The sequence below is a fragment of the Pseudomonas sp. H1_D05 genome (assembly GCF_054682705.1).
In genome coordinates, this window is the sequence record NZ_CP162825.1 from 2499262 (window position 1) to 2524253 (window position 24992).

16 protein-coding genes are annotated in these 24992 nt (G+C 59.4%); 10 read left to right on the forward strand and 6 right to left on the reverse strand.

The window, feature by feature from the left end:
• Positions 1 to 54: 54 nt before the first annotated feature.
• The 5 genes from rpsF (at position 55) to dnaB (ending at position 3651) form a co-directional block, all read left to right on the forward strand.
• A complete protein-coding gene (gene rpsF / locus AB4O11_RS11265; RefSeq protein WP_016771938.1) occupies positions 55 to 477 on the forward strand; it encodes a 30S ribosomal protein S6 in 423 nt (140 codons plus the stop codon).
• Between the two features lie 29 nt (positions 478 to 506).
• Positions 507 to 737, forward strand: coding sequence for a 30S ribosomal protein S18 (gene rpsR, locus AB4O11_RS11270; protein ID WP_002551829.1), 231 nt, complete (start codon positions 507 to 509; stop codon positions 735 to 737).
• 36 nt (positions 738 to 773) lie between these two features.
• The gene (locus AB4O11_RS11275; protein ID WP_016983782.1) at positions 774 to 1667 is read left to right on the forward strand and encodes a hypothetical protein; all 894 of its coding nucleotides are present in this window, start codon (positions 774 to 776) and stop codon (positions 1665 to 1667) included.
• 19 nt (positions 1668 to 1686) lie between these two features.
• The gene (gene rplI, locus AB4O11_RS11280; protein ID WP_003186385.1) at positions 1687 to 2133 is read left to right on the forward strand and encodes a 50S ribosomal protein L9; all 447 of its coding nucleotides are present in this window, start codon (positions 1687 to 1689) and stop codon (positions 2131 to 2133) included.
• A gap of 120 nt (positions 2134 to 2253) precedes the next feature.
• Positions 2254 to 3651: a replicative DNA helicase gene (gene dnaB, locus AB4O11_RS11285; protein WP_007915846.1), complete on the forward strand. Its 1398-nt coding sequence runs from the start codon at positions 2254 to 2256 to the stop codon at positions 3649 to 3651.
• A gap of 42 nt (positions 3652 to 3693) precedes the next feature.
• Here the strand turns inward: dnaB and AB4O11_RS11290 are convergent, their stop codons facing one another.
• Both AB4O11_RS11290 and AB4O11_RS11295 read right to left on the reverse strand, forming a co-directional pair.
• Positions 3694 to 8289, reverse strand: a complete 4596-nt coding sequence (locus tag AB4O11_RS11290) for an NEL-type E3 ubiquitin ligase domain-containing protein (RefSeq protein ID WP_460130668.1) — start codon at positions 8287 to 8289, stop codon at positions 3694 to 3696.
• Positions 8290 to 8460: 171 nt separating this feature from the next.
• Positions 8461 to 11058, reverse strand: a complete 2598-nt coding sequence (locus tag AB4O11_RS11295) for a hypothetical protein (protein ID WP_460130669.1) — start codon at positions 11056 to 11058, stop codon at positions 8461 to 8463.
• 209 nt (positions 11059 to 11267) lie between these two features.
• On the opposite strand from AB4O11_RS11295, the gene AB4O11_RS11300 reads away from it, so the two are divergent.
• From AB4O11_RS11300 to AB4O11_RS11315, 4 genes are all read left to right on the forward strand, one after another.
• Complete coding sequence (locus tag AB4O11_RS11300) at positions 11268 to 13580, forward strand: YgiQ family radical SAM protein (RefSeq protein ID WP_099757847.1); 2313 nt, start codon at positions 11268 to 11270, stop codon at positions 13578 to 13580.
• 424 nt (positions 13581 to 14004) lie between these two features.
• Positions 14005 to 17280 (forward strand): transglutaminase family protein, encoded by a 3276-nt coding sequence (locus AB4O11_RS11305; RefSeq protein ID WP_460130671.1) that lies wholly within the window; start codon positions 14005 to 14007, stop codon positions 17278 to 17280.
• Positions 17281 to 17368: 88 nt separating this feature from the next.
• The gene (locus AB4O11_RS11310; protein WP_460130673.1) at positions 17369 to 19855 is read left to right on the forward strand and encodes a circularly permuted type 2 ATP-grasp protein; all 2487 of its coding nucleotides are present in this window, start codon (positions 17369 to 17371) and stop codon (positions 19853 to 19855) included.
• Positions 19855 to 20745, forward strand: a complete 891-nt coding sequence (locus AB4O11_RS11315; protein ID WP_099757850.1) for a transglutaminase family protein — start codon at positions 19855 to 19857, stop codon at positions 20743 to 20745. The genes AB4O11_RS11310 and AB4O11_RS11315 overlap by 1 nt, the downstream gene beginning before the upstream one ends.
• Positions 20746 to 20955: 210 nt before the next feature.
• Here AB4O11_RS11315 and AB4O11_RS11320 read toward each other — a convergent pair whose 3' ends face one another.
• On the reverse strand, positions 20956 to 21153 hold the full coding sequence (locus tag AB4O11_RS11320) for a hypothetical protein (RefSeq protein WP_095047310.1): 198 nt from the start codon (positions 21151 to 21153) through the stop codon (positions 20956 to 20958).
• Positions 21154 to 21221: 68 nt separating this feature from the next.
• Complete coding sequence (locus tag AB4O11_RS11325) at positions 21222 to 21809, reverse strand: LOG family protein (protein WP_093430190.1); 588 nt, start codon at positions 21807 to 21809, stop codon at positions 21222 to 21224.
• A gap of 340 nt (positions 21810 to 22149) precedes the next feature.
• On the opposite strand from AB4O11_RS11325, the gene azu reads away from it, so the two are divergent.
• Complete coding sequence (azu, locus tag AB4O11_RS11330; protein ID WP_008078296.1) at positions 22150 to 22593, forward strand: azurin; 444 nt, start codon at positions 22150 to 22152, stop codon at positions 22591 to 22593.
• Positions 22594 to 22793: 200 nt separating this feature from the next.
• On the opposite strand, the gene nadE is transcribed toward azu, so the two are convergent.
• Together nadE and pncB are read right to left on the reverse strand one after the other, a co-directional pair.
• Positions 22794 to 23621, reverse strand: a complete 828-nt coding sequence (nadE, locus tag AB4O11_RS11335; protein ID WP_093430191.1) for an ammonia-dependent NAD(+) synthetase — start codon at positions 23619 to 23621, stop codon at positions 22794 to 22796.
• A gap of 4 nt (positions 23622 to 23625) precedes the next feature.
• The gene (gene pncB / locus AB4O11_RS11340; RefSeq protein WP_093430192.1) at positions 23626 to 24849 is read right to left on the reverse strand and encodes a nicotinate phosphoribosyltransferase; all 1224 of its coding nucleotides are present in this window, start codon (positions 24847 to 24849) and stop codon (positions 23626 to 23628) included.
• Between the last annotated feature and the right edge of the window lie 143 nt (positions 24850 to 24992).

Genomic DNA, 24992 nt, shown 5'->3' on the forward strand with positions numbered 1-24992 from the left:
CACTCCTTGTCTGACCGTTTTTGAGCGGCAGGCTACAACCCGTAAGGAGCATTCATGCGTCATTACGAAATCATCTTTTTGGTCCACCCGGATCAAAGCGAGCAAGTCGGCGGCATGGTTGAGCGTTACACCAAGCTGATCGAAGAAGACGGCGGCAAAATCCACCGTCTGGAAGATTGGGGCCGTCGTCAACTGGCCTACGCAATCAACAATGTTCACAAGGCTCACTACGTGATGCTGAACGTTGAGTGCACTGGCAAGGCCCTGGCCGAGCTGGAAGACAACTTCCGCTACAACGATGCAGTGATCCGTAACCTGGTCATCCGTCGCGACGAAGCCGTAACTGGCCAGTCCGAGATGCTCAAGGCTGAAGAAAACCGCAGTGAGCGCCGTGAGCGTCGCGACCGTCCTGAGCACGAAGGCGCCGAAGGCACCGATAGTGATGACAGCGACAACAGCGATAACGCTGACGAGTAATCCACGGACCTTATTAAGGAGCCTATCAAATGGCACGTTTCTTCCGTCGTCGTAAATTCTGCCGCTTCACCGCTGAAGACGTGAAAGAGATCGACTACAAAGATCTCAACACTCTGAAAGCCTACGTATCCGAGACCGGCAAAATCGTTCCAAGCCGCATCACTGGTACCAAAGCTCGTTATCAGCGTCAGCTGGCCACCGCTATCAAGCGCGCCCGCTTCCTGGCCCTGCTGGCCTACACCGACAGCCACGGCCGCTGAGACCGGGCAGTCGACAAGTAGCAAAGGATTGAATGCATGCGTGCCTTAGCTGAGTTCATCATGCGAGGCCGTATGCAGGCCACTCTCGTGGTGGCCGGATGTGCAACATTGCCGTTGTTGTATTGGTTGGGTGCTGCCGCGGGGAGCCTTGTGCTGCTGCGGCGCGGACTGACGGACGCCCTGGGTGTTCTGTCTCTGGGGCTGCTGCCGGCGTTGATCTGGTGGCTGTATGCCGATGACCCACGGGCACTTCTGGTGCTGCTGGGGTCTTCGGGGCTTGCGTTGGTTTTGCGCGCAAGTGAATCCTGGGTCCGCACGCTGCTGGTCAGCGTAGTGATTGGAGTGGTGTTTTCGGTGGTGCTCGGGGCAGCGTTTGCGGCCCAGATCGAGATGCTCGCGCAGGCCTTGATAAAGGTCATGCCGGCGCTTCTCGGTGAAACCTACAAGCAATTGTCGGTCGATGAGCAAGCGCGTTTCGCGTCCCTGATTGCACCGGTCCTGACCGGACTGATTGCGGCGCTGTTGCAGATCGTCAGCGTGCTGAGCCTGATTGTCGGGCGGCATTGGCAGGCGTTGTTGTACAACCCGGGTGGTTTTGGTCGCGAGTTTCGCGCCATCCGGATCCCGCTGGGGCCGGCGATGTTGCTGCTGGCGTTGATGCTTCTGGGCCCGAATCTCGGTGCACAGATGGCCATGTTGACGCCGTTGTGCAGTGTACCGCTGGTGTTCGCCGGACTTGCCCTGATTCACGGGCTGGTCGGGCAGAAGCGACTGGCCGGTTTCTGGCTGGTGGGGTTGTACGTCACGCTGCTGTTGTTCATGCAGCTGATCTATCCGTTGCTCGTGGTCCTGGCCATTGTCGACAGCCTGATTGATTTTCGCGGTCGTCACGTGTCGAAAGACACCGATAACGCGAACGGTGAAGGTTAAAAGTTAAGAGGATTTCCACATGCAACTGATCCTTCTGGAAAAAATCGCCAACCTGGGCAACCTGGGCGACAAAGTAAACGTTAAGGCCGGTTACGGCCGTAACTACCTGCTGCCTTTCGGCAAAGCTACCGCTGCAACTGCTGCCAACCTGGCTGCGTTTGAAGAGCGTCGTGCTGAGCTGGAAAAAGCTGCCGCAGACCGTAAAGCATCGGCTGAAAGCCGTGCTGCCCAACTGGCCGAGCTGGAAGTGACCATCACTGCCACCGCTGGCGACGAAGGCAAGCTGTTCGGTTCGATCGGTACTCACGACATCGCTGACGCACTGACCGCCTCCGGCGTTGAAGTTGCGAAAAGCGAAGTTCGTCTGCCGAACGGCACCATCCGCAACGTGGGTGAATTCGACGTGGCTGTGCACCTGCACGCCGAAGTTGAAGCCACCGTACGCGTTGTCGTGGTAGCAGCTTAAGTAACACCTGATCGGCTGGCGGCTTGTCCGTCAGACGGTTAACATCGGGCACGATCCTGTTTACAGGTCGTGCCCTTTGTCTTTCTGAATTCCCTGTTTTTCCAAATTACACAAGTGGCCATGAACGATATCTCCGCTCCCGAGCAATACGATCTGCAAACCGCCGCCCTGAAGGTGCCGCCGCATTCCATCGAGGCCGAACAGGCTGTACTCGGTGGTCTGATGCTGGACAACAACGCCTGGGAACGCGTGCTCGATCAAGTCTCCGACGGCGATTTTTATCGACATGACCACCGTCTGATTTTCCGTGCGATCGCCAAACTGGCCGATCAGAACATGCCGATCGACGTCGTGACCCTGTCTGAACAACTGGACAAGGAAGGCCAGACCTCGCAGGTCGGTGGCCTCGGTTACCTCGGTGAACTGGCGAAAAACACGCCGTCCGTCGCCAACATCAAGGCCTATGCGCAGATCGTTCGTGAGCGAGCGACATTGCGCCAGCTGATCGGCATCAGCACCGAAATCGCCGATAGCGCCTTCAACCCGGAAGGCCGCACCGCCGCCGAGATTCTCGACGAAGCCGAACGCCAGATCTTCCAGATTGCCGAGGCCCGGCCAAAAACCGGCGGCCCGGTAGGTGTGAATGACTTGCTGACCAAGGCCATTGATCGCATCGACACCCTGTTCAACACCGACAACGCCATTACCGGCCTGTCCACCGGCTACACCGACCTCGATGAGAAGACCAGCGGCCTGCAGCCGTCCGACTTGATCATCGTCGCCGGCCGTCCGTCGATGGGTAAAACCACCTTCGCAATGAACCTGGTGGAAAACGCCGTGTTGCGCAGCGAGAAAGCGGTTCTGGTGTACTCCCTCGAGATGCCAGGCGAATCGCTGATCATGCGTATGCTCTCCTCGCTGGGCCGCATCGACCAGACCAAGGTGCGTTCTGGCCAACTGGAAGACGATGACTGGCCGCGCCTGACTTCGGCGGTCAACCTGCTCAACGACCGCAAGCTGTTCATCGATGACACTGCCGGCATCAGTCCGTCGGAAATGCGTGCGCGGACCCGACGTCTGGTGCGTGAACACGGTGACGTCGGCCTGATCATGATCGACTACCTGCAATTGATGCAGATCCCCGGTTCCAGCGGTGACAACCGCACCAACGAAATTTCCGAAATCTCGCGATCCCTGAAAGCGCTGGCCAAGGAATTCAACTGCCCGGTGGTGGCGCTGTCGCAGCTCAACCGTTCCCTCGAACAGCGTCCCAACAAGCGCCCGGTGAACTCCGACTTGCGCGAATCCGGAGCGATCGAGCAGGACGCCGACGTGATCATGTTCGTGTACCGCGACGAGGTCTATCACCCGGAAACCGAGCACAAAGGCATCGCCGAAATCATCATCGGCAAGCAGCGTAACGGCCCGATCGGTTTTATCCGTCTGGCCTTTATTGGCAAATACACGCGCTTCGAAAACCTCGCGCCGGGCAGTTACAACTTCGACGACGACGAGTGACAGCAGGCCGAAGTTCATCGGCCTGCTGCGACGCTGTATCGATTACAACGTCGCGCCACTCGATCCCGGAGTTTCCTGCGCAGGCGTGACGTTGGCAGGAGGCGCCTCGATTGTTGTTCGAGGCTGCAATTCCTGCCGCGTCAGCGTCTGGATCAATGTCGCTTCGACAATCGCCAACTGCGCCGTTACGTCATCGGTTTGCGATTTGTATTGAGCTTCGCTCAGCAGTCTTTGTGATGACTGGCTGTCGAGAATTTCCTGGCGATCCTGGAACGGCTGGCGACTCGCATCGAATTGCGCCTGGTATTTGTGAATGATGAAGTCCTGCCAGAAATTCATCGACACCAATGCCTGAAACTCTTCAGGCGAACCATTCAGCGTCAAGACTTTGCGATATGCCGCATCCAGCATTGCCGGGGTAACGCCGGCCATGCCGATAAACGAGAGTGTCTGTGGCTGAAACGGCAATTGCAGCCGATCCCTGAGACCAAAGCGGTAGGCCATGGTCATTTCATGGGGATCGCGTATGCGCAGGTTGTGGCTGTTTCGCAGCTCCCGGGAGGTTGCCGGATCGTCAATGATTGCCCTGCTTGAAGCGATCTCTGCCGCCGCGATGTCGTCGACCTGTTTTAGCCGGAACAATCCTTTGGACAGCGCCACCAAGGGGGTGCCATTCATATCCAGCCTGGCCTGTATGCGCGCCTTGTGAGTCATGGCCAGGACCTGCAGATCGGTGAAGGTGGCTGCGGCAAGGTCAGTGCAGCCGGCTTCGCACGCGCGATCGAACAGTTCTCGACGCAAGGTTCGCGACTGTGGATTGTCCTGGCTGATGACATCGATCACGTCCCAGACCTGGCGCCGGAAGTCGGCATGGTGCGCACGGCTCGCGAGGATGTTGAAGAAGCCGTCCGAGCCTTGCTGCTCGCGCAACGTGCGCCATTGAGTGTTTCTGGCGATCGCTTGATCAGCGGGTAGTCCGGTGGTCCAGATCGGGGCAGGGGCCGCGGCTGCCCTTGCACTGGGGCGTTGTGCCAAGGGCAATGACGTTGTGAACAGGTTGGATCTGTTGTGAAGCCCGGTTTGGGCTTCGTCCAGTTGCCTGCGATAGACGCCCATTTGTATCCGCGTCTCATCGGTAATCGGATTATTCGTCAGTAACGTGCCACTGTTCACCTGGACCGAATGCGCCAGGCGCTCCGGGGACGGAGCAGTGACAAAGTCAGGAATCGTGGTGATCTGATTGTTGCTCAGATCGATCCGGGTCAGCAGGGGTTGATCAAACAGCCCGGTTGGCCACTGCGTGATGCCGGTGTTCGCCAAGGTGACCTCGCGCATATCGGTGATCAGACTGAAATCCGGGATCACACCGAGCTGGGGATTGTTGTCGATCCAGAGTGCTCTGAGCGTTGTGCGTCCGGCCAGTATCCGCGCCGTTTCTGCATTGAGTTCAAGTTGGTTGTGCTGCAGGAAGAGGCGCGTCATCCCGTGCATTTCTCCTACAGCCGGGGGCAAGTCCCTGAGGCGATTGTTCGACATGTCCAGCCAGCGCACATGACGAAAACGGGTAAGGAAGCCTTCCGGTGACTCCGTCAGGTTCATGCCGCTCAATCTGAGTGAACCCACATGGCTGAAGTCGATGCTCAGATCCGGCAGGGTCGGCAAGGTCAGGCCGCTCAAGTCCAGTTCCAGACCGATCGGTGTGCCGTCGAAAGCATGTTTTTGCGCCGTCTCGCGGCGCCAGCAACTGATGATCCGATCCCGCGCTGCAGTGCGGTCATTACGGGTGGTGGCGTTGATTTGCAGCTGATTGGCACGCACGTAACGCAGGCGGTTGCCGCCCCCGGAAAAGACCCAGTCGTCGAGCTGGGTTTTCAGAAGATCGAATTCTTGTTCCAGTGCGAGCAAGCGTGGTGCCACGGTGCCTTTGTCATGATTCCAGATGAACTCCCTGCACTCCTTGATGGTTTTGCTCGGGAACAGGTTTCGATAACGCTGCGCCCTGGAGTCTTCGCTATCGAATACGGCGGGATGGGCCGGCTCCATCAGCTCGGGGTGAGACTGTTTAAGGCGTCGCCAGTAGCCGTCGAATTTTCGCCAGTACGCGGAGGGGAAGTCGTTGCCTTCAAGGCGCGTGACATTGTTGATCCGCGCGACGACAGCCAGTGTTTCGGGTGTCGGGTTGAGATTGGCCTGGGGAACCTCGCTCAAGCGATTGTCGCGCAGGTCCAGGTGGTTCAAAGCGGTTTTGTCGAGCAGCCCGGCAGGCCACTGACTGAGGCCCGTGTTTTTCAGGTTCAATGCCTGCAACCCGGACATGGCGCTGAAGTCGGGCACTGCCCGCAGTTGATTGTTGGACAGATCGATCTGTTTCAACTGGTGCAATGCACCGAGTGCCAAAGCGCTTTGTTCATCCAGTTTTATCTGGTTTGAACTCAGATCCAGATAGTTGAGTTTGTCCATCTCGGCGATTTTTTGCGGCAGTTTATCGATGCCGGAGTTAACGATGGTCAGGCTTTCCAGATTGGGGCAATTGGACAGAAGCGTATTGGCGGTGTCCGACCAGATTACCGAGTCGAGACTGAGGGATTTGATGTGACTGAAATCCACGGTCAGCAGGGGTAATGGACCGTACAGCGCTGGCAGTTTCAGTTCGCCGTCCGAATCGCCCAGCCAGCAGCCTTTGATGATTCTTGCCAGGCGGGTAGCGTTGACTCTTTCAGGGCCCACGGCGTGGGCCGGTCCGGGTTGACTGTCGGCGATGTAGGCCTGCAGTTGCGTTTCCAGTAGCTCGAAGCCGGCAATGCGTCGCGCGATCTGTTCTTCGGCGCCATCCCCCAGGGCGAGCAAATATTCCCTGGCGGCTTGCGGATTCTTGTCTGGATACATACGCCGCACCATCGCCACTTCGGGAATGTCGCCATCCAGTCTGAATGCGTCTGCGCGGGAGCCCGTGCGCATCGCCGGATAGTCGGCCACTACGCGGCGCCAATAAACCTCAAGCGTTCGCCAGTAACCGGTCGGGAAGGGGTTGCCTTCAATCAGGGTGACTGAGTTGATACGGGCAATCGCCAGTAGTTCATTGTTTGACGGGTCAAGGATCGGCTGTGGAATTTCGCGCAGTTGGTTATGGCGCAAGTCGACCACGTCCAGTGCCACCTGATCGCGTAAACCGCTGGGCCAGTGATCCAGTCCGGTGTTGCTCAGGTTCAATGACCGAAGTTGCGACATGCCGCGAAAGTCCGGGATTCTGCCAAGCGGGTTGCTCGACAGGTCGAGGTGTTCAAGCTGCTTGAGTGCGCCCAGTTTTACTGCTGCCTGCTCATTGAGCTGGATTCGGTTCGAGCTCAGCTCCAGAGCCTTGAGAACGGTCATCGGCGCGATATCGGGCGGCAACTTATCCAGGGTGGAGTGAGTCACCGACAGTTTCTCGAGGTTGGGAAAACTGCCAAGGAAGGTATCGGCGGTGTCCGACCAGGCGACCGCTTTCAGCTCCAGAGTTCTTACATGGCTGAAATCAGCCGTCAGCGGCGCAAGGATTGCCTCTCCCAAATCAAGTTTCAGCGTCGTTCCCGTCTGCCGTTTCCAGCAACGTTTTATTTCTTCGACAGCACGCTCCACCGCGGGATGCGCAGCTTCGTTGGGGGCCTGCGAGGATGTCTTCCTGATCCAGGAAGCGAGATCCGCCTTGAGCGCCCTGTAACTGGCCTCGCGTTGGGTCAGATAGCCGCGGACGTCATCCCCGTGCGAATGCAGAAGCCGGGTGATCTCCTCGCTGTCGAGGGCCGGGAAGAGCTTTCGAGCGCGGGACTCTGGCGTGCGCAAATGATTGATCGCGCTGGCAAACCGTTGCAGCAGGCCAGGATGCGCGGGGCTGCCTGGCTCGCTGCGGAACATCCCGCCGGCACCGCCGACCGCCGTTCCCAGCCAGCCTTCGCGAGCATCGTAAATGATCGGCTCCGAGCGCCCGGGGCGTGTAGCGATATAGGTATTGGTGCTGTCGCTGGCCACCGGATCTTGCGCACGGACGATACGCATCACCGTTGTCGACGGGGTCGAGGCGTCGGTGTCGTGCAGAACCTGATAACTGTGGTTGTCGATCACCGCATAGAGTTTACCGTTGAGCCGGTGAAGGCCATCGCTGCCCCTTTGAATGCCGCTGAAATCCAGTGGCGTGCGGAAAGCTTCCAGGCGGCTGCTCGACAATGGCACACCGATCGGCTCGAAGTGTTCCAGCTCATGCCAGAGTCCCGCGCTGGAATCACGCAGCAACACGGGTCCCGAGGGACTGGATTCGCTGGGCAGTCTGGCCCGATACAGTCCTGTTTGCGCATCTTTGCCGACCAGCACGATGCCGCCAGGTACATCGGCATATTGGCGGCCTTTGTGGGTTCTCAAACCGTCAGCGTTGCGATCCGACAAACCGCTGGCCGCAGGCACCCAGTAATGTTCCAGGGACTGGCTAGCCGCACGCGGATTTTCAATCGGCAACGCGGGTCGATGAATGGTGATGCTCGGAGCCGGCTCGATCGCGTCGATATCGGCTGGCGTTGGTAAGCGGCCCGGTCGTGGTGGTTGCCCACCGGGTATCGAGACCTCTAAATGTGTGCGCGGTGGCAGGTCGAGGCGCGGGGTGTCCACGTCTGGCACAGTGTTTTGGCGAACCGGGGGATTGCCGGAATTGTTGCCTCTGGGGGGCGATTTAACGGGCATGTCTTTCTATCCTTGCGGGTTTGCGCATCAGTTCGCCTGAACGGGAGCTGATGGCAGGGGCGGCGTCATTGCCTGATTGATCGTATGGCCCTGAGTCCTTTACTCAGGCCTGGAAGGCACGCCAGCCTCGCTGGCCAGTGCAAAAATCTTGCTCGCGGTCTTGCCATCGAAGGTCTGGCGCCAGATGGCCACGTGCGGCAAGCCAGCCTGTTCATCGCGGCGCTGAGACTCGATACCGCGTCGGCTCTGTTCGAGGGTTTTGAGGTGGCCGCCTCTTGTGGTGAAACTCAGTGGCGCGGCGTTGTGCTGGTCATAGTGGAAGTGTGCCTCCCATAACGGTGCGTCATCGGCGCGATCAGTGATCGAATAAACGTCGAGAAACGACTTGCCCTTGCCTTTGCCCGATGGCTTGCGATCAACGGTTTTGCTCACGCTGACTTCGTCGGCATCCATCAGATAGTTCAAGCGCATGATGTCGAGCACCTCCCTGTTCTTGTACATGCGCACCAGAACACTTTGGCCATGCGCGTCCAGTGACCCGCCAGCGCTTCGCAAACGCGCAGCCAGGTCGAGGATTTCGGTGTCCGCGTCTTCATGGCTTTCCAGGCGCCTTGCCTGCTCGTTCAGTCGTTCAGTCTCTTTACTCAGGTCTTCGACAATATCGGTCGGATTGGTTTTTCTCGCCTCGTCCACCCTGGCCTTGGCAACGTGTTGTTCGACGTCGGCCAGTAACCGGTTAGCCTCGGCGACCAGCTGTGGTCTGGGTGTACTGGTGATGGGCGGGCTCACTGGCAGCCATTCACCTTGTCTTTTTTCGTAGCGGGATGGCGAATCGGGACGCAACGGGTCCTGGACCTTGACGATGATGTTGCCATCCTGGGTCGTTTCCATGTCCCCGACCATTACCCGATAAGTTCCGTGTTGACGGATCCGGAAAATTTTTCTGGGCGGCACGGGGCGTGCATTTTCGGAGGTGTCTGGTTGCGGCGGAAGGAAATCGAAATCGATATCGTGGTCAATGTTTGGCAGTTCGCGGTCGCGACCAATCGATTCCAGAATGTCGCTCAGTCTGTTTTCGATTCGCTGTTCGAGTGGGTCGATCAAGGTGAGGGCTTCCCTCAGGTACTCGGCCCTGGCAGTGTCGATATCAGTGGTCAGTAGCGCTTCAAATCGAGACTTGTCCGACCTTATCTGATCAAGGCTCAAGAGCAGTGCCATCGGCTGGTGGTGCTGCGGAATCTTGTTCAGGTCGCTGGTGACCAGATCAACCGAGGAAAGCGAGGGCATCGTGGCGTTGGGCGAATGGTCGGGCGCGCCCGCAAACAGGTGTATATAGAGCGTCAGTTTGTTGAAGTCGATACGCTCGGCCGACGGCACTTGCTGTCTGATTTTTTCAAGTATCGGTTCCGCTCCTGGATCGGCTTTTTTGATTTCTGCCAACACCACTTCCCGCTCTTGGATAAACCTCAGCTTCTTGTTCAGGTGGGGGATCATCTTCCTGCAACTGTCGGCGTCGACTTTGGCGCTCGTAGGCTTGAACCTCAGGTCCATGGTCGCCATGAGTCGATTCAGAAACTCCGCACGTTCTATCCGGAAGGTGCGCAATTCCTGTTTGAACAGCCCTTTTGCTTTTGCGCGGATCAGCCAGTTCTTGTTGAGAATAAGTGACTCCACGAAATCTGCTTGCTTGTGAACATGCTTGAGCAGATTCACCTCAAGGTTGAGCAGTTTCAGGTTTTTCTCTGCACTGCCCTCCGGCAATTTTTTGATATCAGCCCAGAGATCGTTATGAAGCGCAGTCGAGTTCTCCAACTCTGCGTGTGCTTTCTGAAAAGGCAGATACATCAGCCTCAAAGTGTCGATGCTTAACCCGGCCGCCTCTGCATCCGTGATGCCGCTCTTCAGCTCTGGCAAATGATAAACCCAGCGATTGCCCTCATCGCGCCGCACAGTCCGCGTTTCGCCGCTGCGGCTGGCGCGGTAGATATTGGCGATATCGGTTGCCACGGGATCTTTCGGGTTGACGATACGCCACGCTTTTTGTGTCGCCGTAGAGGCACTCACATCGTGTATGACCTGATAAACGTGGTTGTGCAGGGACAGGTACAGTCGGCCCTCGTGGCGCAATAACCCGTCGCTGTCGGCCTTGGCGCGTGTGAGTTCGAGATCCGTGCGCAACGTCTGCAGGTGAGTGTCAATCAAGGTCACGGCGTCACCGTCCTTGAGCGAATGCCACAGACCACTGTCGGCGTCGCGCAGCAGTAGCGGACCACTGGCAACCCGCTCGGCCGCGAGTTGGGCGCGGTAGAGGCCGGTCTGCGGATCGACCCCGACCATCACGATGCTGCCGTGCGCGACATCGACGTATTCGCGGCCCTTGTACAGCCTCAAGCCCTCGGTATTGGCCTGGGGCAAACGGTCAGGTGCGGGGATACGGTAACTCTCCAGCGATTTTGCTCCCGTTGCGCCCGTTTTCACCGAGGCGGTTGCTGTGTGCGTGATGACGACGGGAGACGGTCTTGTTACCTCAGGGCTGGCAGTGCCGTGAGTGCCGCCCGGACGCGTTGCAGAGGGGACAGGCAGGGACGGTTCAGGCCCCGTCCGTGGCGCTCGCCCGGTATTGCCTTGCTGCGGCGCATCCGGGCTGGTGGGGGGCTTGACTTTGATGCTGCCCTTGGCGGGCTGTTTGGGTGACATTGCTTCATCCTTGAAGGGTTGCCACATCAGTCGGCGCAGGCACCGGACTGATGAACGTTAAGTTTGAACGATGATCTTTTTGCCTGTTACGGGGTATCGGGCAGGCTCGACGCGGGTTGTAAGAGAAACCGACCATTGCCGTCGGAATTGGTTATTTTTTGTGCTATATTCCGCGCCCGCGAATTTTCACTTCAACACCGGTCGTCGACATGCAAGCAGCCAAGCCGTTATTTGACTATCCAAAATATTGGGCCGAATGTTTCGGGCCAGCGCCATTCCTGCCGATGAGCAGGGAGGAGATGGATCAGCTTGGCTGGGATTCGTGCGACATCATCATTGTTACCGGTGATGCCTACGTCGATCACCCGTCGTTTGGCATGGCGATCATTGGCCGGCTGCTGGAGTCCCAGGGCTTCCGTGTCGGGATCATTGCCCAGCCGAACTGGCAGTCCAAAGACGACTTCATGAAGCTCGGCGAGCCGAACCTGTTCTTCGGGGTTGCTGCGGGCAACATGGACTCGATGATCAATCGCTACACCGCGGACAAGAAAATCCGTTCCGACGACGCCTATACGCCCGGCGGCATGGCCGGCAAGCGTCCGGACCGCGCGAGCCTGGTCTACAGCCAGCGCTGCAAAGAAGCCTACAAGCACGTGCCGATCGTGCTCGGCGGCATCGAAGCGTCCCTGCGCCGCATTGCCCACTACGACTACTGGCAGGATCGCGTGCGTAACTCGATCCTGATCGACGCCAGCGCCGACATTCTGCTGTACGGCAACGCCGAGCGCGCGATCGTCGAAGTCGCCCAGCGCCTGTCCTACGGGCACAAGATCGAAGACATCACCGACGTGCGCGGCACCGCGTTCATCCGTCGCGATACGCCGAAAGACTGGTACGAAGTCGACTCGACGCGTATCGACCGTCCGGGCAAGGTCGACAAGATCATCAACCCGTACGTGAACACCCAGGACACCCAGGCCTGCGCCATCGAGCAGGAAAAAGGTCCGGTCGACGATCCGCAGGAAGCCAAGGTCGTACAGATCCTGGCCAGCCCGCGCATGACCCGTGACAAGACCGTGATTCGCCTGCCATCGGTAGAAAAGGTGCGCGGCGACGCCGTTCTGTATGCCCACGCCAACCGCGTGCTGCACCTCGAAACCAACCCGGGCAACGCCCGTGCGCTGGTGCAGAAGCACGGTGAAGTCGACGTCTGGTTCAACCCGCCGCCGATTCCGATGACCACTGAAGAAATGGACTACGTGTTCGGCATGCCTTACGCCCGTGTCCCGCACCCGGCGTACGGCAAGGAGAAGATCCCGGCCTACGACATGATCCGTTTCTCGGTGAACATCATGCGTGGCTGCTTCGGTGGCTGCACCTTCTGCTCGATCACTGAGCACGAAGGCCGGATCATTCAGAACCGTTCCGAAGAGTCGATCATTCGCGAAATCGAAGAGATCCGCGACAAGGTGCCAGGTTTCACCGGGGTCATTTCCGACCTCGGCGGCCCGACCGCGAACATGTACCGCATCGCCTGCAAGACACCGGAAATCGAATCCGCGTGCCGCAAGCCGTCCTGCGTGTTCCCGGGCATCTGCCCGAACCTGAATACCGACCACTCGTCGCTGATTCAGCTGTACCGCAGCGCTCGTGCCTTGCCGGGTGTGAAGAAAATCCTGATCGCCTCCGGCCTGCGCTACGACCTCGCGGTCGAGTCACCGGAGTACGTCAAAGAGCTGGTGACCCACCACGTCGGTGGTTACCTGAAGATCGCCCCGGAACACACCGAGGAAGGTCCGCTCAACCAGATGATGAAACCGGGCATCGGCAGCTATGACAAGTTCAAGCGCATGTTCGAGAAGTACACCAAGGAAGCGGGCAAAGAGCAGTACCTGATTCCGTACTTCATCGCCGCCCACCCGGGCACCACCGACGAAGACATGATGAACCTGGCTCTGTGGCTCAAGGGCAACGGCTTCCGCGCCGACCAGGTGCAGGCGTTCTACCCGTCGCCGATGGCCACCGCCACCGCGATGTACCACTCGGGCAAGAACCCGCTGCGCAAGGTCACCTACAAGAGCGACGGCGTGACCATCGTCAAGAGCGAAGAGCAGCGTCGTCTGCACAAGGCGTTCTTGCGTTATCACGACCCGAAAGGCTGGCCGATGCTGCGTGAAGCGCTGATCCGCATGGGCCGTGGCGACCTGATCGGTTCGGGCAAGGATCAGTTGATCCCGACCCATCAACCGGCGACCGACAGCTACCAGAGCGCCCGTCGCAAGAACTCGACACCGGCCGGCAGCCATAAAGTGGCGAAGGACGGTAAAGAGAAGACCACCAAGATTCTCACCCAGCACACTGGCTTGCCGCCGCGTGCCAGTGATGGTGGTAACCCTTGGGACAAGCGGGAGCAGGCCAAGGCGGCGGCGTTTGCCCGTAACCAGCAGGCTGCGAAAGAGCGCAAAGACGCCGCGAAAGGCAAAGGGCCGAAGCCGACCCGCAAGCCGGTCGTACCGCGCTAAACATCACTTGAGCTGAACAGAACGCCAACCGTCGGGTTGGCGTTCTGCATTTCCGGGGATGGATATTGGGTTGTCCGGGAGATCCATCCCCCTCACCCCAGCCCTCTCTCCCATGAGGGGCGAGGGGGAAGGGAGCAGATCTCCATGCTTTTCAAGATTTGAGTTCGACTCAAGACCTTCAGGTCGGTGTAGCTCGCTTAGTCAACTCGGTCAGTCCCCTCTCCATACGGGCGGTCCGACGTTTCGGGAGGGTTAGGGTGAGGGGCTCTTCGCAACATTTACGTGCAATCAGCCCAAACCATTTCCCCGCATCGCCCGATTTTGGTGCTGTACTGCCCTAAGCATTCCGGGAAAGCGCCCAAGCCTCTGCATGGCATAAGTCTTGCGCGCTTTCGAATACGCTTAGGCTCGCAGGAGGCACGCCGTGTCGATTCATGTCGCATTGCATCACGTCACGCATTACCGCTATGACCGCGCTGTCGAACTCGGCCCGCAGATCGTACGTCTGCGCCCGGCTGCCCACAGCCGCACGCGGATTCTGTCGTATGCCCTGAAAGTCTCGCCCGAGCAGCATTTCATCAACTGGCAGCAAGACCCGCAGGGCAACTACCTCGCGCGATTGGTGTTTCCCGAGAAAACCAATGAGTTGCGCATCGAGGTCGATCTGCTCGCCGAAATGGCGGTGTTCAACCCGTTCGACTTCTTCCTCGAACCCTACGCCGAGAAAATCCCTTTCTCCTACGCCGCCGATGAGCGCAAAGAACTGGCGCCGTACCTCGAAACCCTGCCGCTGACGCCGAAATTCAAAGCCTATCTGGACGCCATCGACCGCACGCCGCTGCCGGCGGTGGACTTCCTTGTGGCGCTCAACCAGCGCTTGAGCGAAGACATCGGCTACCTGATTCGCATGGAACCGGGCGTGCAGACCCCGGAACGCACCCTTGAGCACGCCTCCGGTTCATGCCGCGATTCGGCATGGTTGCTGGTGCAACTGCTGCGCAACCTCGGGTTGGCCGCGCGGTTTGTCTCCGGTTATCTGATTCAACTGACCGCCGACGTGAAAAGCCTCGATGGCCCGTCCGGCACTGAAGTCGATTTCACTGACCTGCACGCCTGGTGCGAGGTGTATTTGCCTGGCGCTGGCTGGATCGGCCTGGACGCCACGTCCGGGCTGTTCGCCGGCGAAGGGCATATCCCGTTGGCGTGTAGTCCCGATCCGTCCTCGGCGGCACCGATCAGTGGCTTGGTCGAGCCATGCGAATGTGAGTTCAGCCATGAAATGTCAGTGGAACGGATCTGGGAGGCGCCGCGCGTCACCAAGCCCTACACCGATGAGCAATGGCTGGCGATTCAGGCGCTGGGCCGGCAGATCGATGCCGATCTGCTGGCGGATGACGTGCGCCTGACCATGGGCGGCGAGCCGACCTTCGTTTCCATCGATGACCCGGATGGCGCCGAGTGGAACACCGCCGCGCTGGGGCCGGCCAAGCGGCGACTTTCCGCTGAACTGTTCCAGCGCATGCGCACGCATTACGCGCCGCAAGGTCTGGTGCATTTCGGCCAGGGCAAGTGGTATCCCGGCGAGCAACTGCCGCGCTGGTCGCTCAATTGCTATTGGCGTCGCGACGGTGTGCCGATCTGGCACAACAACGCACTGATTGCCGATGAGCAGCAGGACTACGGAGCGGATGGCGAGCTGGCCGGACGCTTCCTCGCCAGTGTCGCCGAGCGCCTGAAATTGCCTACACGTTTTGTCTTCCCGGCCTACGAAGACAATTTCTACTACCTCTGGCGCGAGGGCACGTTGCCGAGCAATGTCAGCGCCGAAGACTCACGTCTTGAGGAACCGCTGGAGCGCGCACGCCTGCGCAAGGTCTTCAGTCAGGGCCTGAACAAGGTAATCGGTCAGGTGTTGCCGCTGGCGCGCACCGCCAAAGGCGATCAATGGCAGAGCGGGCGCTGGTACCTGCGTGACGAACATTGCCGACTGGTGCCGGGGGATTCGCCGCTGGGCTACCGCCTGCCGCTGGGGTCGCAGCCGTGGGTGAAGGCCGCCGAGTATCCGTTCATTCATCCTCAGGATCCGAATCAGGACTTCCCTGAGTTGCCGGAAATCGCGCAGCTCAACAGTCATGGCGAACCTGCCACGACTGACGAACGCGTGCCGAAAATCGATGAATCCGCCGACTGGCTGACCCGCACTGCATTCTGCGCCGAAGCCCGCGAGGGGCGTTTGTACCTGTTCATGCCGCCGCTGGAGCGGGTTGAGGATTATCTGGAACTGGTGGCCGCCATCGAAGCCACCGCCGAAGAGCTGCATTGCCCGGTGCTGCTGGAAGGCTATGAGCCGCCGAGCGATCCGCGTCTGAGCAATTTCCGCATCACCCCGGACCCGGGTGTGATCGAGGTCAATGTGCAGCCGTCGGCGACTTGGGACGAGTTGGTCGAACGCACCGAATTTCTCTATGAAGAGGCGCGCCAGACCCGCCTGACCACCGAGAAATTCATGATCGACGGTCGTCACACCGGCACCGGCGGCGGCAACCATTTCGTTCTCGGTGGGGCGACGCCGGCGGATTCGCCGTTTCTGCGCCGCCCGGATCTGCTGCGCAGCCTGATCAGTTACTGGCATAACCATCCGTCATTGTCGTATCTGTTTTCCGGCTTGTTCATTGGCCCGACATCGCAGGCGCCGCGTGTCGATGAGGCGCGTAATGATGCCTTATATGAACTGGAAATCGCTTTTGCGCAGATGCCAGAGCCGGGCGAGGAATGCGCGCCGTGGCTGGTTGATCGACTGCTGCGCAACCTGCTGATCGACGTCACCGGCAACACACACCGTGCCGAGTTCTGCATCGACAAACTGTATTCACCGGACGGCGCCACCGGGCGTCTCGGCTTGCTGGAACTGCGCGCCTTTGAAATGCCGCCCCATGCGCGCATGAGCCTGGCCCAGCAGTTGTTGCTGCGGGCGCTGGTCGCGCGTTTCTGGCGCGAACCTTATGCGCCGTCGAAACTGGCGCGCTGGGGCACCGAACTGCACGACCGTTTCCTGCTGCCGCACTATATCGAACAGGATTTCGCCGACGTCATCGTCGAACTGAACAACGCCGGTTATCCGCTGCGCGCGGAATGGTTCGCAGCGCATCTGGAGTTTCGTTTTCCCAAGATCGGCGATTACGCCGTCAACGGCATCGAACTGGAGCTGCGTCAGGCGCTGGAACCGTGGCATGTCCTGGGCGAGGAGGGCGCGGCTGGCGGCACGGTGCGTTACGTCGACTCATCGCTGGAGCGTTTGCAGGTCAAGCTCAAAGGCCTGCCGCCGCAGCGCTATCTGCTGACCTGTAACGGCATCGCCGTGCCGTTGCATCCGACCGGACGGGTTGGCGAGTTTGTCGCGGGTGTGCGTTACCGTGCGTGGCAACCGGCCAACTGTCTGCAACCGACAATACCCGTGCACGCACCGCTGGTATTCGACCTGCTCGATACCTGGATGGGCCGCTCGCTGGGCGGTTGCCAGTACCACGTTGCCCATCCGGGCGGGCGTAATTACGAGACGTTGCCGGTCAATGCCAACGAAGCGGAGAGCCGGCGGATGGCGCGATTCTTCCGCGTCGGACACACGCCGGGGAAACTTTCTATACCCAACGTGGAAATCAGTGACGAGCTACCGATGACAATCGATTTGCGACGTTTCTAGATCGCACGCGACATGCGGATTTTTCGTATATCCGCATGTCATGTGCCTGCGTTAGTCTGACCGTTCTTTGCTGTCTGCCGAGCTTTCCATGCCTGACCTGCTAGACCGCTACCCGCTGACGGCGGGCACTTATCACGAACTGCTCGATGGCAGTGGCGCGGTGCGCCCGCACTGGCGGCGTTTGTTCGATCAGTTGCAGCGCAGCACGCCGGCGCAACTGGTGCAGCGTCAGGCACTGCTGGCGCGGCAGATTCAGGAAAACGGCGTCACTTATAACGTCTATGCCGATCCGAAAGGCGCGGATCGGCCATGGGAGCTGGATCTGTTGCCGCATGTGATTGCGGCGGATGAATGGCAGCAATTGTCGGCAGGCATCGCTCAGCGCGCGCGACTGCTCAACGCTGTGTTGGCAGATTTGTACGGGCCGCAGCGGTTGATCAGTGAAGGTTTGCTGCCGGCAGAGCTGGTCTTTGGTCACAACAACTTTCTCTGGCCGTGTCAGCATATCGCGCCGCCGGAAGAGATATTTCTGCACCTGTACGCCGTGGATCTGGCACGTACGCCGGACGGGCGCTGGTGGGTGACTGCCGATCGCACACAAGCGCCATCGGGCGCAGGGTATGCCCTGGAAAACCGCACCATCGTGTCGCGCGCCTTTCCCGAGTTGTACCGGGATCTGAAGGTGCAGCATCTGGCGGGATTCTTCCGCACATTGCAGGAAACCCTCGCGCGACAGGCGCCCAGTGACGATGACGCACCGCTGGTGGTACTGCTCACGCCGGGGCGCTTCAACGAAAGCTATTTCGAACATTTGTATCTGGCTCGTCAGCTCGGTTATCCGCTGGTCGAGGGCGGTGACCTGACGGTGCGCGACGCCACGGTCTACCTGAAAACCCTCAGTGGTTTGCGTCGGGTGCATGCGATCATGCGCCGGCTCGATGATGATTTCTGCGATCCGCTGGAGTTGCGCACGGACTCGGCACTCGGCGTTCCCGGGTTGCTTGAGGCAGTACGCCAAGGGCGGGTTCTGGTCGCCAATGCGCTGGGTAGCGGCGTGCTGGAGTCGCCGGGATTGCTGGGCTTTCTGCCGAAGATCAACCAATACCTGTTTGGCGAAGAACTGATTTTGCCGTCGATCGCGACGTGGTGGTGCGGTGAGGCGCCGGTGTTGGCCCAAGCCCTGGAAAAACTGCCCGAACTGCTGATCAAACCAGCATTTCCTTCGCAGAGCTTCGCGCCGGTCTTTGGCCGTGATCTGAGTGAAAAACAGCGTCAGGCGCTTGCCGAGCGCATGCAGGCGCGTCCTTATGCCTATGTGGCGCAAGAATTGGCTCAACTGTCCCAGGCACCGATCTGGCAGGCGGAAAATGGTCAACTGCAACCACGGGCGATCGGCATGCGCATGTACGCCGTGGCGGGTGCTGACGGTTATCGCGTGCTGCCCGGTGGTCTGACCCGGGTGGCCGCCGAGGCTGATGCCGAAGTAGTGTCGATGCAGCGCGGTGGGGCGAGCAAAGACACTTGGATACTCGGTGATCGTCCGCCCAGTGGCGAGCAGTGGAAGAGTCAGCGCAGCGTTGGGGTCCATGATCTGGTACGACGCGACCCGTATCTGCCCTCACGGGTGGTGGAGAACCTTTTCTGGTTCGGCCGATACTGCGAGCGCTGTGATGACAGTGCGCGGTTGCTGCGCATCATGCTCGCGCGGTATGTCGACGGCGACGACCCGCAAGCGTTGCAGGCGGCGGTCGAACTCGGTGAACGGCTGACGCTGTTGCCGGACGAAGGCGAGTTGCCGGAGCGCTTGCTCGCTGCATTGCTCGGTGAAGACTGGTCGTTCAGCCTGCGCGCCAACCTGCAGCGTTTGCAGTGGGCGGCCTCGCAGGTGCGTGGCAAGCTTTCGCGGGAGAACTGGCAGGCGCTGGTGGAGTTGCAGCGCGAAGCGATGGAACTGGATACCGACGAACCCGACTTTGGCGAACTGCTGGACTTCCTCAACCGGCTGGTGATGTCGCTGGCGGCGCTGTCCGGGTTTGCCCTCGACGACATGACCCGCGACGAAGGCTGGCGCTTTCTGATGATTGGCCGGCGCATCGAGCGACTGCAGTTTCTCAGCAGCAGCCTTGCGGCGTTTCTGCGTGGCGCCGGTGCTTTCGATCAGGCAGGCCTGGAGTGGTTGCTGGAGTTGGGCAACAGCAGCATCACCTACCGCTCACGTTATCAGGCCGTGGCGCAATTGATTCCGGTGCTCGACCTGTTGCTGCTCGACGAGCAGAACCCGCACGCGGTGTTGTTCCAGTTGAAACTGGTGACCCGCACCTTGAAACGTTTGAACGATGATTTCGCGGCGCCACGGGAGGCGGGATTGCCGCAACTGGTCGAGCGTCTGGCGCGGTTTGATCTGGGATGTCTGGAGAATCCGCTGTTCGGGGAATCCAGCGTACGAGCCGCTCTGAATGGTCTGGCGGATCTGCTGCAGGACATTGCCGAGGCCAGCGGGCAGGTGTCGGATCGTCTGGCCCTGCGCCATTTCGCCCATGTCGATGATGTCAGCCAGCGCACGGTGTCCGTTTGATGAATGCTCGCTACCAGATCCTCCACGACACCTGTTACCACTACGACAGCCCGGTTTCCCTGGCGCAGCAACTGGCGCACTTGTGGCCGCGAAAATGCGATTGGCAGCGTTGCACCGAACAGCAATTGCTGATCAGTCCGGACCCGACAGCACGGCGCGATGAGCTGGATGTGTTTGGTAATCCGTTGACCCGACTGGCCTTCGAACGCCCGCATGACGAGTTGCAGGTCAATGCGCAACTCACGGTGGAAGTGCTGGCGCGGCCTGTGCTGGATTTCAATCAGTCGCCCGCCTGGGAGCTGACCCGCGATGCGCTGACCTACAGCAGCCAGCCGTTGTCCGCTGAGTTGCTCGAAGCTTGTCGCTACCGCTTCCAGTCACCGTACGTACATTTGAAGCGCAGTTTCGTCGAGTTTTCACAAAGCTGTTTTCCGCCGGGGCAGCCATTGCTTCTCGGTGTTCAGGACTTGATGCAGAAGATCTTCAGCGAATTCACCTTCGACGCCGAGGCGACCCAAGTGGCGACGCCCTTGGTGGAAGTACTGGAGCGACGACGCGGGGTCTGTCAGGACTTCGCTCACCTGATGCTGGCGTGCGTGCGCTCGCGAGGGCTGGCAGCGCGTTATATCAGCGGCTATCTGCTGACCCAGCCACCGCCGGGGCAACCACGCCTGATCGGCGCTGATGCGTCGCATGCCTGGGTGTCGGTGTTTTGTCCGGTGCTGGGCTGGGTGGATTTCGATCCGACCAACAATGTGCAGCCGGCGCTGGAGCACATCACGCTGGCGTGGGGGCGGGATTTTTCCGATGTGTCACCGTTGCGCGGGGTGATTCTGGGCGGCGGCAATCATGACCCGGAAGTGCGCGTCACCGTAATGCCCCTGGATTAACGCCGATCAAACTGTAGGAGTGAGCCTGCTCGCGATAGCGGTGTGTCAGCAGCAAATATTTACACTGATACACCGCTTTCGCGAGCAGGCTCGCTCCCACAGGGGATTTTGGTGTATTGGGGAGGGGAAGGGCTGTGAGGGCCGGCAGTGGAACCGCCAGCCCCGTCACAAATCCGCAGGGTCTGATTCGATGATCAAACCCGGTGGGGTTCAGGCGTCGGGCGCCTGATCTTTCGGTGTTTCAGTCGCTTCGGTTGCATCAACATCATCTTGCGTCGCCACTTCACCGTCAGGGTTCAGTGCCGCTTCCTCAGCGGTTTGTTTCTTGCGCTGAAGCTTTTCCTCTTTCTTCTGTTCCTTTGCCAGGTCTCGTTGACGTTTGGCGAAGGAGTAATTGGGTTTGGCCATGGGCGATCCTCTTGGGTCGAAGGTGAGGTTGAGCGGCGCATATTCTGCCTTGTATCGGTGCCTCGTGGTTAGCCGGGTTTTTGGTCGACCCATTTTGGCGTGACGGTCGGCTTCCAGTTATCCAGGGCATCGAGCAGGGTTTGCGCTGATTCGCTCACTTGCAGCATGTCACGGTGTGGCGCGCGAACGAAGCCTTCGCCGACGATATGGTCAAGAAATGCGGTGAGTTTGCTGTAGAAACCGTTCACTTCCAGCAAACCCAACGGCTTGCCGTGGTAGCCGAGCTGGCCCCAGGTCCAGACTTCGAACAGCTCTTCCAGCGTGCCGAGGCCGCCGGGCAGGGCGATGAAGGCGTCGCTCAGCTCGGCCATGCGTGCCTTGCGCGCGTGCATGCCATCGACCACTTCCAGGCGCGTCAGGCTTTTGTGGCCGATTTCCTTGTCCATCAGGCTTTGCGGGATGATCCCGATGACTTCGCCGCCGGCAGCCAGCGCCGCGTCAGCAACAATGCCCATCAAACCCACGGCGCCACCGCCGTAGACCAGGGTCAATTTACGTTCGGCCAAGGCCCGGCCAAGGGCGACGGCGGCTTCGGTGTAGGCCGGAACAGTGCCGGCGTTGGCACCGCAAAATACACACACAGATTTCAGAGACATGCCTTCCTCCTGGGTCAATCCGTCACAGGGTAATGGCTGGCAAGCCTCGATCCAAGGCCTAAACTTCGCGTTCAGGCGATTCAAAGGTACCGCTGGCGCCACAGGCGTAGGCGGCGAGCAAACTGCACAACAGACCGTTAAAGAACATGACAGGCACTCCGTCTCAGTAGATGCGCCGATCATAGGGCGGGCCGGGAATTCTGGCCGTTAGATTGTTTCGATGAATGTCATAGCCTGAAAGTTGTATACAATTTTTGACTCAAGTCATAGGAACTTGCGAAGATTTCAGGCAGTCTTTCCATCATTCGTGTTTTTGTTAACCCTGCCTTGGAGATTCACCATGTTTTCCAAAGTTGTTGCGGTATCCCTGCTGGCGCTGGCCAGCAGCCAATTGATGGCTGCCGAGTGCAAAACCACCGTTGACTCCACCGATCAGATGTCCTTCAACACAAAGGAAATCGTGATCGACAAGAGCTGCAAGACCTTCACCGTCGAACTGACCCACTCCGGCAGCCTGCCGAAGAACGTCATGGGCCATAACCTGGTGATCAGCAAAGAAGCTGACATGCAGCCGATCGCTACCGCTGGCCTGGCCGCCGGTATCGACAAGAACTACCTGCCGGAAGGTGATGCACGCATCATCGCTCATACCAAGATCATCGGCGCCAAGGAAACCGATTCGCTGACCTTTGACGTAGCGAAGATTGCTGATGGCGGCTACGGCTTCTTCTGCTCGTTCCCTGGCCACATCTCGATGATGAAAGGCACGATTACTGTCAAGTAATCAGGACCACCGCGTCATCGTTCTTCGCGAGCAGGCTCGCTCCCACAGGGTTCTGTGTCGGTCACACATTTTGTGAACAACAGATAAACCTGTGGGAGCGAGCTTGCTCGCGAAGGGGCCATCCGCATCAATGAATGTAATGGCCAAAGAAAAGCCCGCTGAGGATCACTCCTCAGCGGGCTTTTTCATTTCATCAGCGTTTACGGCGCAAACGGCATCACACGCTTGTGATGGGTCTTGTTGTAGGTCGCAACGATGATGTCGAACGCTTCCTGACGCACCGGTTCACCGTGCAGGAACGCATCGATCTCGGCATACGTCACGCCATGCGAAGCCTCATCAGGTTTGCCCGGCGACAAATCCTCAAGGTCCGCCGTGGGCACTTTCTCGACCAGCGACTCCGGCGCACCAAAGCTGCGCGCAATCGCCCGCACCTGATTTTTCACCAGACCACTGAGCGGTGCCAGGTCGCAGGCACCGTCACCGAACTTGGTGAAGAAACCCATCACCGCTTCCGCCGCATGATCGGTACCGATCACCAGACCGTGCGCCGCGCCGGCGATGGTGTACTGCGCCACCATGCGCATCCGCGCCTTGGTGTTGCCCAGTACGAAGTCCACCGACACCGCGTGCTTGCCTTCAAACGCCGCGACTTCACTGGCCAGCGACTTCACCGCCGGGCCGATATTTACGGTATGGCGCTCGTCCGGCGCGATGAAATCCACCGAGGCCTGGGCGTCGTGTTCGTCAAACTGGGTTTCGTACGGCAGACGCACGGCGATGAATTTGTAGCTGTTGTCGCCGGTCTGGTCGCGTAGCTCGCGCATCGCCCGCTGGGCCAGCAGGCCGGCGGTCAGTGAGTCGACGCCGCCACTGATGCCCAGCACCAGCGTCTTGAGCCCGGAATTGACCAGGCAATCCTGAATAAAGGTGATGCGCCGGGCGACTTCGGCCTGCAGGGCCTTGTGGTCGGCGAACGGCGGTTGCACCTTGAGCTGTTCAGCAATCTCACGCTGTACGGCTTGCATGAATTCACTCCTTGCTAGATAGACTGGAATCGGCAGGAACCTGGAAAACGTGTCGCAAATAGGCGACAAAATTCGGGTCTTTACAGTGGGTCTTGCCTGGCTCGTCGGAGATCTTTGCCACCGGTTGGCCGTTGCAGGCGGTCATTTTAAGCACGATGCTCATCGGTTCGACACCCGGAATGTCACAGGTGAGGTTGGTACCGATGCCGAAGCTGACGTTGATCCGCCCGTGCAGCGCACGGAAGATCTCCAGCGACTTGGGCAGGGTCAGGCTGTCGGAGAACACCAGGGTCTTGCTCATCGGATCGATGCCGAGTTTGTGATAGTGCGCGATGCATTTTTCGCCCCACGCCACAGGATCGCCGGAGTCATGGCGCAGGCCGTCAAACAGTTTGGCGAAGAACAGGTCGAAGTCGCCGAGGAACGCATCGGTGGTGATGCAATCGGTGAGCGCGATCCCGAGCAGGCCACGGTATTCGCGAACCCAGCAATCAAGCGCGGCGATCTGGCTGTCGATCAGCCGTGGACCGAGTTGCTGGTGCGCCATGATCCACTCGTGGGCCATGGTGCCCAGCGGTTTCATGTCCAGCTCGCGGGACAGGTGCACGTTGCTGGTGCCGACGAAACGCCCGGGGAAGTCGTGTTTGAGTACATTCACCACTTCAGCCTGTACGCCATACGAAAAGCGGCGGCGGGTGCCGAAATCGGCGACCTGCAGTTGCGACAACTCGTCGGCCGAGGCGTTGGCGGTCAGCCAGTCGAACTTGCGATAGAGCTGTTCGCGCGCTTGTTCCAGCACGGTTTCGCGGTAGCGATAGCGGTTGCGCACTTCGCTGACGATCGCCAGCAGCGGCACTTCGTAGAGAATCACATGCAGCCACGGCCCGCGCAGACGGATGAACAATTCGCCGTTCTCGATGCCGGTGTGCAGATAGCGCAGGTTAAAGCGGAACAGCCCGAGAAAGCGCAGGAAGTCCGGCTTGAGGAAACTGATGCGCTCGAGAAAGCTCAGTTGATCGGCGCTCAGGCTCAGTTCGGCCAGACGCTCGATCTGAAAACGGATCTCGGCCAGATACGGGCGCAGATCCTCGCTATTACGGCAACGGAACTCCCATTCGACTTCGACGTTGGGGTAGTTGTGCAGCACCGCCTGCATCATCGTCAGTTTGTAGAAGTCGGTGTCGAGCAGGTTCTGCACGATGCGATCGGCAAACACGCTCTCGCTCATAACGGGGTCTCCAGGTGCGCCGCGCCTGTGCGCGGTCTCAATCGATGGCGCTAGTGGCGCATATCAGGGACGAAGATTGCCAGCAATTTTTTAGATCACCGCAGAACCCTTGTCGGAGCGAGCCTGCTCGCGAAGGCGTCATT

What these genes read in the sequence shown, in the direction of transcription:
- rpsF (WP_016771938.1), top strand. Translation starts at nt 55, where the DNA reads ATGCGTCATTACGAAATCATCTTTTTGGTCCACCCGGATCAAAGCGAG.
- rpsR (WP_002551829.1), top strand. Translation starts at nt 507, where the DNA reads ATGGCACGTTTCTTCCGTCGTCGTAAATTCTGCCGCTTCACCGCTGAA.
- AB4O11_RS11275 (WP_016983782.1), top strand. Translation starts at nt 774, where the DNA reads ATGCGTGCCTTAGCTGAGTTCATCATGCGAGGCCGTATGCAGGCCACT.
- rplI (WP_003186385.1), top strand. Translation starts at nt 1,687, where the DNA reads ATGCAACTGATCCTTCTGGAAAAAATCGCCAACCTGGGCAACCTGGGC.
- dnaB (WP_007915846.1), top strand. Translation starts at nt 2,254, where the DNA reads ATGAACGATATCTCCGCTCCCGAGCAATACGATCTGCAAACCGCCGCC.
- AB4O11_RS11295 (WP_460130669.1), bottom strand. Translation starts at nt 11,058, where the DNA reads ATGTCACCCAAACAGCCCGCCAAGGGCAGCATCAAAGTCAAGCCCCCC.
- AB4O11_RS11300 (WP_099757847.1), top strand. Translation starts at nt 11,268, where the DNA reads ATGCAAGCAGCCAAGCCGTTATTTGACTATCCAAAATATTGGGCCGAA.
- AB4O11_RS11310 (WP_460130673.1), top strand. Translation starts at nt 17,369, where the DNA reads ATGCCTGACCTGCTAGACCGCTACCCGCTGACGGCGGGCACTTATCAC.
- AB4O11_RS11315 (WP_099757850.1), top strand. Translation starts at nt 19,855, where the DNA reads ATGAATGCTCGCTACCAGATCCTCCACGACACCTGTTACCACTACGAC.
- AB4O11_RS11320 (WP_095047310.1), bottom strand. Translation starts at nt 21,153, where the DNA reads ATGGCCAAACCCAATTACTCCTTCGCCAAACGTCAACGAGACCTGGCA.
- AB4O11_RS11325 (WP_093430190.1), bottom strand. Translation starts at nt 21,809, where the DNA reads ATGTCTCTGAAATCTGTGTGTGTATTTTGCGGTGCCAACGCCGGCACT.
- azu (WP_008078296.1), top strand. Translation starts at nt 22,150, where the DNA reads ATGTTTTCCAAAGTTGTTGCGGTATCCCTGCTGGCGCTGGCCAGCAGC.
- nadE (WP_093430191.1), bottom strand. Translation starts at nt 23,621, where the DNA reads ATGCAAGCCGTACAGCGTGAGATTGCTGAACAGCTCAAGGTGCAACCG.
- pncB (WP_093430192.1), bottom strand. Translation starts at nt 24,849, where the DNA reads ATGAGCGAGAGCGTGTTTGCCGATCGCATCGTGCAGAACCTGCTCGAC.